The 14,694-nt window shown below is 38.6% G+C and carries 14 protein-coding genes; 11 read left to right on the forward strand and 3 right to left on the reverse strand.

The genetic code is table 11. The features are described from left to right. Positions 1-276: 276 nt before the first annotated feature. The 4 genes from AC2SLM_RS03795 (at position 277) to bioD (ending at position 5,524) form a co-directional block, all read left to right on the forward strand. The gene (locus AC2SLM_RS03795; protein WP_486552104.1) at positions 277-1,572 is read left to right on the forward strand and encodes an NCS2 family permease; all 1,296 of its coding nucleotides are present in this window, start codon (positions 277-279) and stop codon (positions 1,570-1,572) included. 216 nt (positions 1,573-1,788) lie between these two features. Further along, positions 1,789-2,826, forward strand: a complete 1,038-nt coding sequence (locus AC2SLM_RS03800) for a bile acid:sodium symporter family protein (RefSeq protein WP_486552106.1) — start codon at positions 1,789-1,791, stop codon at positions 2,824-2,826. Between the two features lie 371 nt (positions 2,827-3,197). After that, positions 3,198-4,511, forward strand: coding sequence for an adenosylmethionine--8-amino-7-oxononanoate transaminase (gene bioA / locus AC2SLM_RS03805; protein WP_486552107.1), 1,314 nt, complete (start codon positions 3,198-3,200; stop codon positions 4,509-4,511). A gap of 278 nt (positions 4,512-4,789) precedes the next feature. Further along, on the forward strand, positions 4,790-5,524 hold the full coding sequence (gene bioD / locus AC2SLM_RS03810; protein WP_486552109.1) for a dethiobiotin synthase: 735 nt from the start codon (positions 4,790-4,792) through the stop codon (positions 5,522-5,524). Between the two features lie 45 nt (positions 5,525-5,569). Here bioD and AC2SLM_RS03815 read toward each other — a convergent pair whose 3' ends face one another. Next, positions 5,570-5,869: a HigA family addiction module antitoxin gene (locus AC2SLM_RS03815; protein ID WP_486552111.1), complete on the reverse strand. Its 300-nt coding sequence runs from the start codon at positions 5,867-5,869 to the stop codon at positions 5,570-5,572. Between the two features lie 193 nt (positions 5,870-6,062). Between AC2SLM_RS03815 and AC2SLM_RS03820 the strand changes: the two genes are divergently transcribed. Further along, on the forward strand, positions 6,063-6,293 hold the full coding sequence (locus tag AC2SLM_RS03820; protein WP_486552113.1) for an antitoxin: 231 nt from the start codon (positions 6,063-6,065) through the stop codon (positions 6,291-6,293). Between the two features lie 27 nt (positions 6,294-6,320). Next, positions 6,321-6,716, forward strand: a complete 396-nt coding sequence (gene vapC / locus AC2SLM_RS03825; RefSeq protein ID WP_486552115.1) for a type II toxin-antitoxin system tRNA(fMet)-specific endonuclease VapC — start codon at positions 6,321-6,323, stop codon at positions 6,714-6,716. Between the two features lie 229 nt (positions 6,717-6,945). On the opposite strand, the gene AC2SLM_RS03830 is transcribed toward vapC, so the two are convergent. Next, positions 6,946-8,370, reverse strand: a complete 1,425-nt coding sequence (locus tag AC2SLM_RS03830) for an aminotransferase-like domain-containing protein (protein ID WP_486552117.1) — start codon at positions 8,368-8,370, stop codon at positions 6,946-6,948. Positions 8,371-8,748: 378 nt separating this feature from the next. On the opposite strand from AC2SLM_RS03830, the gene AC2SLM_RS03835 reads away from it, so the two are divergent. The 5 genes from AC2SLM_RS03835 to AC2SLM_RS03855 all read left to right on the forward strand — a co-directional run bounded on the left by AC2SLM_RS03835 (position 8,749) and on the right by AC2SLM_RS03855 (position 13,671). Further along, entirely contained in the window at positions 8,749-9,423 is a 675-nt protein-coding gene (locus AC2SLM_RS03835) for a LysE family translocator (protein ID WP_486552119.1), read from the forward strand. Positions 9,424-9,618: 195 nt separating this feature from the next. Further along, positions 9,619-10,506, forward strand: coding sequence for a DMT family transporter (locus tag AC2SLM_RS03840; RefSeq protein ID WP_486552120.1), 888 nt, complete (start codon positions 9,619-9,621; stop codon positions 10,504-10,506). 75 nt (positions 10,507-10,581) lie between these two features. Continuing rightward, on the forward strand, positions 10,582-11,412 hold the full coding sequence (locus AC2SLM_RS03845; protein ID WP_486552122.1) for a PhzF family phenazine biosynthesis protein: 831 nt from the start codon (positions 10,582-10,584) through the stop codon (positions 11,410-11,412). Between the two features lie 56 nt (positions 11,413-11,468). Next, the gene (locus AC2SLM_RS03850; protein ID WP_486552123.1) at positions 11,469-12,143 is read left to right on the forward strand and encodes a LysE family translocator; all 675 of its coding nucleotides are present in this window, start codon (positions 11,469-11,471) and stop codon (positions 12,141-12,143) included. Positions 12,144-12,243: 100 nt separating this feature from the next. Further along, positions 12,244-13,671, forward strand: a complete 1,428-nt coding sequence (locus AC2SLM_RS03855) for a DUF711 family protein (RefSeq protein WP_486552125.1) — start codon at positions 12,244-12,246, stop codon at positions 13,669-13,671. Between the two features lie 270 nt (positions 13,672-13,941). On the opposite strand, the gene AC2SLM_RS03860 is transcribed toward AC2SLM_RS03855, so the two are convergent. Beyond that, on the reverse strand, positions 13,942-14,685 hold the full coding sequence (locus AC2SLM_RS03860; RefSeq protein WP_486552126.1) for a M90 family metallopeptidase: 744 nt from the start codon (positions 14,683-14,685) through the stop codon (positions 13,942-13,944). Positions 14,686-14,694: the final 9 nt, after the last annotated feature.

Raw genomic sequence — 14,694 nt, forward strand, 5'->3', positions numbered from 1 at the left:
TCTATTGACTATTAACTCTATGCTGGGATAAGGGTTACACATTATTGATTCAATCATTCTTAAAAACTGTTTTAATAGTTAAAAACAACTTCAATTAAACAATTGGATATAACCCTAAAATAAAAACCTGACTAATTGGTTAACTATATAGATAAGCATGTAGCAATAAATATGCCACCACAATTGAAAGTTAATTTTTTTGTATTGGTATGGTTATTGCTCCAAGAGTTTTAGTTTCGTATGTAATTTTATATCTTAATCAATTAAGGATTCATTATGAGTGCGTTAGATAAATATTTTGGAATTTCGGAGAAGGGCAGTAGCGTCAAAACGGAAATTGTTGCGGGCATAACTACTTTTTTGACCATGACTTACATAATTTTCGTTAACCCTATGATCCTGGCTGATGCTGGTATGGATCAAGGGGCAGTATTTGTCGCGACTTGTGTTGCTGCTGCGGTAGGTTGTTTTATCATGGGTCTATATGCCAAATTGCCTTTGGCCTTGGCGCCAGGTATGGGTTTGAATGCTTTTTTCACTTATGGTGTTGTTTTGGGTATGGGTCATACTTGGCAAATAGCTTTAGGAGCCGTATTCTTATCTGGTTGTATATTTATCCTATTAAGCCTATTTAAAATTCGAGAATGGGTTATTAACTCAATACCTCATACTTTAAAGCAAGGTATTGTTGCAGGTATTGGTGCATTCTTAGGGTTTATTGCTTTAAAAAATGCGGGCATTGTCGGTGCTAATGAAGCCACTTTTGTATCTTTAGGTGAAATAACCACCTTTGGTCCTGCGATGGCTGTTTTAGGCTTTATTGTCATTATTGGGCTTAGCTATCGTAATGTGCCTGGCGCGGTAACCATAGGTATTTTATTAACCACCCTATTAGGGGTTATCTACGGTGATGTGACCTTTGGCGGATTGATGTCAATGCCTCCACCGGTTGCGCCTACTTTGATGCAATTGGATATTGCTGGTGCCTTTGATATTGGTATGATTAGTGTGATATTTGCATTCTTGTTTGTTGATTTGTTTGACACCTCTGGGACACTAATTGCAGTGACCAAGAGAGCAGGGTTGATGAAGCAAGATGAAAAAGTGCCTAATTTAGGTAAAGCGCTTATTGCAGATTCTACTGCAACTGTGGCCGGTGCAGTATTGGGCACATCTTCTACAACCAGCTATGTAGAAAGTACAGCTGGAGTAGCTGCTGGTGGTCGAACTGGGTTAATGGCAGTAACGGTAGGTGTTCTGTTTTTATTAAGCTTATTTTTTGCGCCTTTAGCAGGTATGATTCCAGCTTATGCGACTGCAGGTGCGATATTCTATGTAGCAGTATTAATGCTTTATACATTAAAAGATGTGGATTGGGATGATTTAACAGAAGCCGCACCTGCTGCAGTAACATTAATATTGATGCCATTAACATTTTCTATAGCAGATGGAATCGCATTAGGCTTTATTACTTATACCGCTGTTAAATTAATCACTGGCAAGTTTTCTCAAATCAGTGTTGCTGTATGGGTGATTACAGTTGTTCTTTTAGCTAAATACATTTTTGCTTAGTTTCTAAATTAGTTTTAGCTTACTAAGGTCAAATATTTGATCGAGTTTAAGGTTTCAATAGTTTAGGTCGTTTAATTAATAAAAATAAGTTATAAAGTAAAAATATTTTTTCCATTATAGTTATATTTAAAAATTTATTAAACTTTTTAAGATAGCTTTTAATAAATATTTTACTTCATTTTTAATTAAATGATCATAGGGATTAGGAGCCAAACAATGAACTTTTTAACTCTTGTTAGCCAACAATTAACCCGTTTCACCGCAGTTGTTATTATTCTGGCTGCAGCTGTTACGTTCATTGAACCTTCAACATTCTCATGGGTGAAAGGAGATGCCCAAGTCTTGGTGCTAGGTGTTATTATGCTAGCAATGGGTATGACACTAGGTAAAGAAGATTATAAAATTTTAGCAAAACGTCCACTAGACATATGTATCGGTACTTTTGCTCAGTTTACAATAATGCCTTTAGTAGCTATCGCTATCTCAAAATTATTAAATTTATCACCTGGATTGACCTTAGGCTTAGTATTAGTGGGTAGCTGCCCAGGTGGTGTGTCATCTAATATTATGAGCTATTTAGCAAAAGGAGATGTTGCTTTTTCAGTGGGTATGACAACACTTTCAACTATTATTGCTCCTGTAGTGACTCCGCTATGGATGATTTATTTAGTAGGTCAAACGGTTGAAATGGACGGTTGGAGTATGTTTAGGTTCATGCTATTAGTAACTTTGATGCCTGTTGCTATTGGTTCTATCTTTAACATCCTATTTCAAAATAAAACTTGGTTTGAATCATTACGAAAGGTCATGCCGGGCGTTGCTGTAATTGCATTTGCTTGTATTGTCGGCGGTGTTGCTGCAATATTTGGTGCACAACTTTTTGAATCAGCTTTTATTGCCATTGTTGCTATAGCCATACATAACTTTTCAGGCTATATACTAGGGTATTTATCAGGAGCAATAGTGGGTACTAATACTGCCAAAAAAAGAACACTTGCTATAGAGGTTGGTGTTCAAAATGCTGGATTAGCGACAGGATTAAGCACTAAATTCTTTCCAACTAGTGCAGAATCTGCTGTAGTAGCTGCTGTGGCTACTATATGGCATTCAGTTTCAGGCTCTGTATTGGCAAATATGTTTATTTGGTGGGATAAACGGAAGGGAAATATTTCATTAGAGGCAGATAAAAGTTTTAGTACTAAATTAGGTACTGATAAATCAAAAGAAGATTTAAAAAGTAATTTGATCTCTTAATAAGTTTAAAGGTAGCTCTCAGATTTGCACAGAATAAAAATGATAGGGTGATAGTTCTAGGTCTGTGCAAATCTGAAGTACAGTTTTTAAAGCATAATTACTTATTATGTTTTATCTGTTAGATTAAGACGACCAAGTATTTGCAGTAGTATATATATAAATCAGATTCAAATAATATAAATAGGCAATACGTATATAGACCTTATTTAACATAATATACATTATGCGAAAACAAACCAATCGGATTTAAATGTTATTATCATTGAGAACTCGTTATAGTAGTTTTACCTTGAACAAGTTAGTATAAGCTACCTTTATTTAAAATAAATAAATCCGTACATATCTATCATCAAATTAATCTGACTATCATAATGACACACTCAAACTTTGATAACTTCGATAAAAGTCTTACTAACACCTTTGATCAAAATCATCTCTGGCATCCATACGCAACATTGCCACCGCAATATCCGAACATAGTCATTGATCATGCAGATGGTGTTTATCTTTATACAAAATCTGGTGAACAGCTTATTGATGGTATGTCGTCTTGGTGGGCAGCTATTCATGGTTATAATCATTCAGCACTTAATGATGCTATTCGAAATCAGTTAGATAAGATGGCTCATGTTATGTTTGGTGGCCTTACGCATCAGCCTGCTATTGATCTGGGTCAGAAACTCCTCTCTATCGTACCTAAAGGTTTAGATGCTATCTTCTATGCAGATAGCGGCAGTATTGCGGTTGAAGTTGCCCTAAAAATGGCACTACAGTATCAATTGGCGCAACATAATCCAGAACGCAATAAAATAGCGACCACCCGATCTGGCTATTATGGCGACACTTGGCATGCTATGAGTATTTGTGATCCTGTTACAGGTATGCACAATATCTACGGCAAACAGTTGCCCATACAGCTATTTATTGATAAGCCTCAATCTGGATTTGAGACACCTTTAGATGATGATATTAAAAATCAATTAGCAGACTTTTTTCAACAAAATCAGCAAAATATAGCCGCTTTTATAATAGAGCCCGTGGTTCAAGGTGCTGGCGGTATGCGTATTTATAATCCTGAATATATTAAAGTTCTAAGAAAATTATGTCATAAATATGACATATTGATGATTGCTGATGAGATTGCAACAGGTTTTGGTCGTACAGGTAAAATGTTTGCTTGCGAGTATGCAAATATTTCACCAGATATTATGACGGTGGGAAAAGCCTTGACGGGTGGCTACATGACATTTGCCGCCACTTTATGTCAGCATCATGTTGCCAAATGCATTGCAAATAGCGAATATTCAGCTTTAATGCACGGCCCTACGTTTATGGGCAATCCCCTCGCCTGCTCTGTGGCCTTAGCGTCAATTGAGCTCATTATTGAATATGACTATCCTAAACGAGCGTTACATATTGAACAGCAACTTAAGCAATATTTGCAGTCATTAAGAGGTTTTGATCAGGTTGCTGATGTGCGCGTGCTTGGAGCTATTGGCGTTATTGAGTTGCATGACGCCGTAGATATGCCAAGGTTTCAGCATTTGTTGATTGAAAAAAAGATTTGGATTAGACCCTTTGGAAAATTGGTCTATATTATGCCGCCAATTATTATGACCGATGATGAAATTCTATTGTTATGTGATAGATTAAAGCAGGTATTAAGGAGTTATTTTAATCCATAGTTTTAATAATGGTCAATTTAATAACTAAATTGAATTCGGGATAACAGTTTTTTAAGCCATTTTAATTTTAATTGTTTTAAAAAATTCCATCCCTAACCCTTCCTTTAGAAAAGGAAGGAAGCTAGCCTTAAAGATTTAAAATGAGATAAATGACCGTTTTTTTAAAAGATAAGATACATTGCTTTGCAATAGAGGGGTGCTTATAACCTTAAATTAGATGAGTTGATTATCACGAATTTAGGTTATGCTATTAAATATACTATTGAGTTAATAAAATTATGAGTGTGTATTTTATAACAGGGATTGATACAGATATTGGCAAAACTATTGCCACGGGAAGCTTAGCGAGAGCTTTACAGCAAAGAGGCTGTAAAGTCATCACTCAAAAGCTGGTACAAACAGGGAGTGACGGCATTGCTGAAGATATTATGACGCATAGAGACATAATGGGGATAGACTTACAGTCGCAGGATATCGATATGACGACTTGTACCTATGTATTGCAAAAGCCCGCCTCGCCCCATTTAGCGTCGAAACTTGAAAATACTATTATTGAGCCTGAACACATTACTAATGCAACCAATACGCTGAAACAAGATTATGACATTGTGCTGTTAGAAGGTGCTGGTGGGCTTATGGTGCCACTCACTGATTCGTTATTAACTTTGGATTATATAGCGGCACAACATTATCCTGTTATTTTAGTCACATCTGGCAGATTGGGCAGTATTAATCATACGTTATTGAGCATTGAAGCTATTAAATCTCGTTCATTACCTTTGCACGCTGTCTTTTACAACCATTGGCAACCTGACAAGCGTTTAGCGTCTAATTATGAACCTGACGTTGAGATTGTGGATAGCACCAAAGACTATTTGCAGTCTTACTTAGCTAAAAATTATCCTGATACTTATTGGGTTGATTTGACTAATAATTTAGCAATTAATACAGATGATATAACAGATTCAGACCGCAATTTAAACATTGAAAGTTATGCTGAGCGTCTGATTTAAGAAATACGAAGCAAACTTATTAATACAATTTATAGATTAAAAGCATCAAGCATATTCAATAGGCTCAATACTGTCTAAAAAGGAGGGGTTCTGGCTTTCAATCAGCCTTAGTTCATAGGTCGATTGTAGGTTCAACCAAAACTGGGCACTACCTCCAAAATATTTAGCCAGTCGCAATGCTGTATCTGCTGTTATGCCACGCTTTTCACGAACAATTTCATTGATACGAGCTGGCGTGACACCGAGATGATTAGCCAAAGCATTGGCACTCATATCACGAGGCTCAAGAAAATCTTCTCTCAATACTTTACCAGCGTGAATAGGTCGCATTCCATTTTTAATCATAATATTTGTCTCTAAATTCTTATTCTCTCTAACTTCTTATTGCTATTTGTTCAGGAAGTTATGAGTATACCTGTTAAATAAATCTTTATAATAGTCTTAATTAAAATTGACTGTTTCTAACATTAAGACTATGATAGATACCAGTGGTAGTTATCAAAAAACCATCACAAAGAATAGATATAAGGAGGACAGTATGCAAACAGCAAAGTTATTCGCATCAGGACGCTCGCAAGCGGTACGCTTACCCAAAGCATTTCGTTTTGAAGGTGAAGAAGTGGCGGTCAAACGCATGGGAGTTGGTGTTTTATTGTTACCTATTGAGTCTCCTTGGCAAATCATGCAATCCGCATTAGATGATTTCGAACCCAATTTTGAAATGAAACGTGCACCGCAGGGTGACCAAGTACGAGATGAGTTGTTTTAAGACAAGTTACTAGAGAGACGATTAGTTATGAAGTTTATGCTAGATACTAATATATGTATTTATATTATTAATCAAAAACCCATGTCCGTGTTTCAACGATTTGAACAATATCGGTATGGTGATATTGGTATTAGTAGCATTACCGCAAGCGAGCTTGCTTTTGGCGTTGAAAAATCAGAGTCTCAGCGCAATCGGCTGGCTTTGGAGAAGTTTTTAGCACCACTTGAAGTTTTGCCATATGATGAGCAAGCTGTTTGGCATTATGGGCGCATACGACATTATCTGCAAAGTTCTGGCATGCCCATTGGTTCACTTGATATGTTAATAGCCAGTCATGCGGCTAGCGAAGCGGTGACTTTGGTGACCAATAACACGAAAGAGTTTGAAAGAGTGCCTGATTTAAAACTGGAAAATTGGGTTTAAGTTTGTATCTTTTATTTCAGATTAAATGTTTCGTAGATGCAATCGAAGGTTAACTCGAAGGAGCGGTTTAGCCCTGACAGTAGCGGATATACTTGCTTGACCACTGGTTGTGGTGACTTAGCTAGAAGTGGTATCGAGATAACAGGAACATTTCTAGCTATTAGACACCGCTCCAGTGGGCAAGTAAGATAGAAGCGGATGGCAGGATTAGCTTAAAATCATGTGTTCACTATTTTTTTGCATCAGAGATATAACCCTCTAACCACTGCAAAAACTCATCACTGGTAGTGGCAACGTTTAGGCGTAAGTTTGTCGAATATTCACCATTTGGGTTAAACAGTTGCCCCGGTGCTATGAGCCAACCGTCATTATGCGCTTTAAGAGCAAGTTTTGCAGTATCACATCCAACATCAATCCAAACAAACATCCCTGACTGAGTGTGTTCAGGATATTCAATTCCCATCTTAGTCAGTTTTTGACGTAGCTGTTGATGCGCCGTATACAAATGCTGTTGCAGCTTCTTGAGTTGACGACGGCTTTCGCCATGCGCCCAGAGCTTATGTATCACTCGCTCTCCAAATTCAGGCGTGGTCATATTACTTAACGTTTTTATGCCAATAATGTCATCTATGAATTTATCGGGGCAAACTAACATCCCGACTCGCCAACCTGATGCCATATATTTAGAAAAACCTGTGGCATAAAATACCCGTTCAAACTGATCCAAACTTGAGTAGCGAAGTGCCGTATTGTCTGGTAATAAGGCGGCATATAAGTCGTCTTCCAAAATATAAGCATCATACTTATGTATTAGATTTAAGACCTGATGCACACGCGCGGGATGCAGGTTATAGGACGTGGGATTGTGTAAGACGCTATTGGTCAGGTATAGCTTTGGCCGATATCGTTCAAACATCAGTGTCATCTGTTCTATATCTGGACCTTGATGATCCCGTTTAATGCCAATTACTTTTATACCTTGCAATTGCAAACTACTGGATAGCCAAAACCAGCCAGGCTCATCAACCAAAACAACATCTCCCTCACTGAGTAATAACTGGGTGACGATTAGCACAGCTTGCGACACACCAGCTGTGGTGATGATGTTGTCAGCCGTGGTCTGCATACCAAGCATCGCTAGATACTGGACAAGGTGTTGTCTTAACGGCATATAGCCCTGAATATCTCCATAATCATAGATAAAATCATCCGCCTGATGGGTAACATGCCGTATTGCCCACGCCATCTTATCATTACGTACCCAGTCAAGCGGTAATACGCCAGAACCCGGTGAACGATCTAATGGCGTCTTAGAAAACATCTGTCGCACTAGCCACTTAGTGTCAATCTCCAGAGTCTTATCAGTCGTCTTGTCTTGCTCTTTGACAGTGGACATTAGCGATTGATCCTCAAAGGCTAAATTAGTCACGTAATAACCTGAGCCTTGTTTTGCTGTCAATACATTGGTCGCCACCAACTGCTCGTACGCTTGAGACACGGTAAAACTTGAAACCCCTAGTAATATCGCTAATTTCCTTACCGATGGCACCCGCTGATTTGGTTTGTAAACGTGCCATTCAATGCGCTTATTGATCCACTCTATAATTGCTTCAGTCTTAGTCAGGTTTGGATTTAGGCTATAAGTCTCAGACATAACATGACGCTCTTTTGATAGGTATTGAATAATTGGTAATGAATGACAGTTTGATTGATAAGGTGTTGATACTATCGGGAGTTGCTACTATCGGGTTTAATGCAAAAAGCTGTCTACTATTCATACTGCATAGGTAACCCATCATAGCATTATAAGTATTGCTATTTAATCTGTATTGTACTGTATGGGTTCATATTTTTTAAATAAAAAATTAAAATTCTTTAAACTATAAAACTGTTATGTTTTACCAATCATGACAGTTTGTTAACTGTTATTTTAATTGCATAGGTATTGTGTAGTTAATAGTCTATATAGTTAGTTTATCCGCAATTGAAATAATACATGGTCTTTAGGTTTTAGCTATTAAGGAAATTAGATATGGTTGCCATTGAGGGTAGCGTTATAGCTTTAGCCGTCTTTATGATAATCAACTCAATTACACCTGGCCCAAACAATATTATGCTTTTGCAAGGTGGTCTTAAACGGGGCTATTGGGGATGCCGTTGGCATATGCTGGGTATCAGTTTTGGTGTCGGTATTATGTTGTGGCTGAGTTATTGGGGTATGGCAGCAGTCATTGTTAATCACCCTACTATGATGCTGATGATTAAAATATTGGGAACGAGCTATTTGTTATGGCTGGCTTACCATATGGCCAAAAGCGACTTTGCGGAGATAGTGCGATTAGCGTTAGAAAGCAAGGATGGAGATATCGCCAATAAGCAACGTTTTGGCGAGTTACCTATAAGCTTTTGGGAGGCTGTGCTGTTTCAGTGGTTAAATCCCAAGGCGTGGACGATGACTATGGTCGCCCCTACTTTGGCTATTTTGAGTAGCAATGTATTAGCCGTTCCATTGGGACAATTAAAGTTTGGATTGAATAACTGGCCCCTACTCATAATGTGTATGGCGATTAATTTAACCTGTATTAGCTTTTGGTCAGCAGGAGGGCAGCAATTAAGAAGACTGGTTAAAAGGCCTCTAACCATGCGATTAGTGCATGCCATTATCGTATTGATGGTCGTTTATTGTGCGGTTGCCTTGTGGTTGTAGGTCGGTGATTGTAAACATAGTTAATTTACTTTAAACCTGTTAGGGTGTTAAGTCTGCTTAACAATCAATCTAAACGTGTACGTTTCATAATAGGTCTTTATTCAACCGCCTTGTTTTATTCAACCGCCTTTTGCCTTTTAGTAAGACAACTATATGGATTTTAGAGTTTAAAAAATAAATGGAAATGGACTGGATATGACCCTTAAAGAAAAGCTAATACTGCTCGCCATTGTCGTCATTTGGGGTGCTAACTTTATGGTAATCCGTTGGGGACTTGAGGATATGCATCCCTTTACTTTCATTTTCTTAAGGTTCTTATTTACAGGCATTCCATTAGTATTTTTCTTAAAGAAACCTGATGTGTCTTTGATCTATGTGGCTTTATACGGATTGATACTGGGTATTGGTGTCTGGGGGTTGGTGTTTTTAGCATTATTTAATGGTATGCCATCTGGAATGTCGTCATTGATATTGCAAACCAGTCCATTTTTAACCATTTTAATCGCTATTTTTGTATTTAAAGAAGCTTTAACCAAACAACAAGCGGTAGGCATTGTTATAGCATTCATTGGACTGTTAGTCGTCTGCTTATTTAAATCAGATAATTTTAGCTTGGCAAGTCTATTATTAGTGCTATTGGCCTCTACTTTTATGACATTAAGCCAAGTCATTATCAAAATATCCAAACCACAAGATGTGGTGAGCTTTACGGCGTGGTCAAGCTTATTTATTCCTCTGCCTGTTTTAGTATTAGCTGTGGTGTACACCCACTTTACCCCCACGGACTTTTCCATATTGGTTCAGTGGCCGAGCCTAAAAAGCTGGCTGGTGGTATTATTTGAGTCCTATATTATTACTATAATCTGTTACTCAATATTCGCAAGACTCATTACGAAGCATGGGCTTGCCGTTGTAACTCCTTATACCTTGCTTATCCCTATTGGCGGACTGTTTTTTGGCTGGTGGGTATATGACGAGATACTCTCTCAAACTGAAATTATTGGTTCGTTATTTATTTTATTAGGATTGGCCTTGTTGACGATTCGGTTTTCAAGGAAGTCTAAGACAGTGAGTGCTGACTGAGTGAGATTATTTGCAAAGATTTAACTGGTAACAAGATCTTTAAAATAAATTAATTGACAACACATTGAGTATCCTATGCAACTAGAAATCCATTTTATTGATGCCTTTACTGATACGGTTTTTAAAGGCAATTCAGCAGCGGTTATTGTGCTTGAGGATTGGTTAGACGCTACAGTAATGCGGAACATTGCCATGCAAAATAATTTGTCAGAAACGGCCTTTTTGGTGAAGTATGAGGCGGATTTAGATTTAAATATAGTATCGCCTAATTACCATATTCGTTGGTTTTCTCCCATTAAAGAAATAGATTTTTGCGGACATGCGACTTTAGCATCTGCTTTTTTGCTATTTAGTGAACAACCCGAACTATCTTCGGTACAGTTCTATGCCGAAGCAGTTGGACAATTAACCGTTACCAAACGGGTTGATGGCAAAATAGAAATGGATTTTCCAAATCAAATACCTCAACGAATAACTACCCTGCCCCACGCCCTAGTCGATGGGTTGTCTATTAAACCTAGTGAAGTTTATCAAAACGAGCAAGCCTATTTTGTGGTGTACGAAGCTGAGGAAGATGTGCTTACTGTTGAGCGAAATAATGAAATCTTAGCAACCCTTGCCCCATTTGATGTGGCAGTAACGAGTCTATCTAACTCTAAAGAATACAAACAGTATGACTTTATATCTCGCTACTTTTGGCCTGCAAGTGGGGGCGATGAAGACCCTGTGACAGGTTCAGCGCATACAGGACTTGCACCTTTATGGAGTGAACGTTTGAATAAAAAAACACTGCTTGCGTATCAAGCATCTTCTCGTGGCGGTGGACTGGAATGCACCGTACAAGGGGATAGAGTGTTGATATCAGGGAATGCGGTACGATATTTGTCTGGGGTTATTGAGGTTTAATTTTTATCATAAATGTCTAAATTATTTATATAGACCTTGAGTATAGGTTAACCAATATGATGACAGGATTAGAAGGCAGTGTTTTCGCTTTAGCCGTATTTATACTTATTAACTCCATAACACCTGGGCCTAATAACTTAATGCTATTGCATGGGGGTATTAAAAAAGGGCTGTGGGGATGTCGAGGTCACCTATTAGGCATAACGTTTGGTGCTGGCGTGATGACCTGGTTAAGCTATTGGGGGATGGCCGCTATCGTCGTTGATCACCTTACCCTTATGTTAGGTATAAAAATATTGGGTACGGCGTATCTTCTATGGTTAACCTATCAAATGGCGATAAGTGACTTTAGCACGATGGTCACTGAGGCTTTAAAACTTGAGTCTTCCGAAAATGCGGATGCAAAAATTAAAAAGAAGTTTGGAGAACTGCCTCTTACCTTTTGGCAAGCGGCGTTGTTCCAGTGGTTAAATCCAAAGACATGGACAATGACGGTCATGCTACCCAGTATTGCACTTATTAATTTAGCAAATACGAGCGCAAATTACGCATGGTTAGCAAATTGGCCCTTAATTATTTTATGCATGATTGTAAGTTTACTTTCTATAGCGGTATGGGCAGCTGGCGGGCAATGGTTACGACGTTTAGTACATAATCTTAAGTTAATGAAACTAATTCATATCATCATAGTGTTATTGACTTTATATTGTGCGGTTACTTTATGGATTTAGGGTAGTTGAGGTGATGTTTGGTCAATTGATTACTTTGAGCTTTCTTGTATTAATGATAACGCCTTTAAAACTGAGAATAATTTAAAAATGAGAGCAGATTATGACAAACAAAAATCACTATATACCTCAATATTCAATACCAAACATTCTTAATGATGTTCTTAAAGATAAATCCTTCTGCAAAGTACGAACCGTAACCACTTTTATCAATCTTACGAAAGATATGGACACATGGAAACACGTCATTGATGATGCTATCAAACAATGCTATACCTTAGCCGAAGCGTATCACTTGCAAGGCTATGAGGTTCAATCAATTCGTATTGTCACCAATCCCTTTGGTGAATATCTAGATACTAGAACTATTGAATCGGCTGCTCAAGGTTTAGAGAAAATCACCCACTTACTAGATCAACTAACCCATGATGCTAGTGCGCCCAACGATGCAAATAATGATGCATTCAATAATCCTGCCATCTCTAAAGACAACCAATCTAAACCGTTACGCATTCGCTTTGCTATCGGTGAAGCCAAAACCGTGCAGGAAATAGAGTTGTTACCTCAGCTTATCGCTCAATACGGCGACTTATGCAATGCGTGCGTCAATGTACCAGTCGATGACTTGGGTGTACTTGATAACGAGCTGATCGAACATTGCATCGAGACGGTGCAACACATCTCAAAGATCACCCCACGTGGCGAGGGAAACTTTAACTTTACGGTAAATTTTAATTGCGATGAATTTATCCCCTACTTTCCAGCAAGTTATCATAGCGGACAGACGGATAAAGGATTTGTGATTGGTCTTGAGACGCCAGACTTATTAGTCGCTACGTTACAGGCAGTGAATGAACATCATAATAAGCAAGTTCGTAAGGACAATCTAACAGATAGTATAAGTTACCAACAGCAACGCCAATTAACATTTGAAGCAATGAGCTACGCTCTGCAACATCATATCGATATCATAAATAAGATAGCTCAAGCTAATAGCTCACATTCAGACACTACAGCTTCAGGAAGTACAGTTTCAGAAGCTACGGATTGGACATACATTGGTATTGATACCTCAGCAGCACCTTCTAAAGACTGTACTTCAATGGTTGAGGTTTATAAATTGCTTGGTGTGCCATATTTTGGAGCGTCGGGTACGGTTGAAGCTTCTAGCTTGCTGACTCGTGTTTTTAAGTCCATCAAGGGTATTAACGCTGTTGGATTTTCAGGTTTGATGTTAGCGGTAACTGAAGATACGGGATTGGCTCAAGGCACAATTGATAATGACTTTGATATTAGGGCATTGTTAACCTTTAGCGCAGTTTGTGGAATAGGTTTAGATACCGTTCCAATTGCTGGTGATACGCCAAACGAGAAGCTATCGGCATTAATGCGAGATACAGGTACGATGGCGTTTAGACTAAACAAACCTTTAACGGTTCGAGTGTTTCCAGTACCTAATCTGTCTGCTGGCGAGATAACTCAGTTCGAGAGTGATGACTTGTGTAACTGTGCAGTGATGGCTGTGACTTAAGGGTTTAATTATTTGTCAATAACCTAAATAAGTAACCTAAATAACCTATCCACTAAATTATGCTATAACCGTGAGAGCGGTTTAGCCCTGATAGAAGCGGTATACTGCTCGTCAGGCGGGTGCGGTGACTTAGTTTTGGAGTGGCTACGATGGCAAGAGACGCTCCAAACTGTAGTCACTGCCCTGCCTGACGAGGAGATATAGCTGAAAGCAGGATTGGCTACAACAACCCTTATCCCGAATTCGGTTTAAGATAAAGACTGAATGAATTTACAACGGATTCTGTTTAAAAAACTCAACCATTAACTGGTAAATATCAGGGAATGCATTGAGTAAATCCTGCGGTCTTTCAAAAAATACTTCACTTAACACCGCAAAAAATTCAGCAGGATTGGTGGCGCCATAATCATCGATACCAGCTTTAGGATTGTGCTGAAAATCGGCAAACCCCTCCTCCATAACCTTGGTCCATTCGCTAGGGTCCATATCTGACTGTATCGGCGGAAAGCCATTCGCACGGCCGTTTAGCATATCTAGCTTATGCACAAATTCATGAATAACCACATTATGCCCATCACGCTTGCCAGCGTCTTTTACATCCTCCCACGATAGAATCACTGGGCCTTTAAGCCATGCCTCACCGCTGCGGTGTTGATGCCCTTGATGCACAATGCCCATCTCATCGGTCGTCGTCGTTTCGCTAATATAAGTATTGGGGTAAATTAGAATAGATGACCAACCTTTATACCATTCAATACCTAGATTCAGGATAGGCAGACAGGCTTGTAGCGCAATCGATTGCCGCATGATATCAGTGACCTCAAAACCCTGTACCCCAGAGATAGATTTGTCATGCAAGAATAGCGTCGCCAAATCTATTAATCGCACTAAATCTTCATCACTAAGCCTATCTAATATGGCTATCTTACCAGCGACTTTGCGCCAGTCATCTTCCGTACACGGGCTATGCTCTAATATCCACTGCTCTCGCCAATCTTTAATCATGCCAAACATAATACTGTC

The sequence above is a fragment of the Psychrobacter sp. CX16 genome (assembly GCF_057396245.1).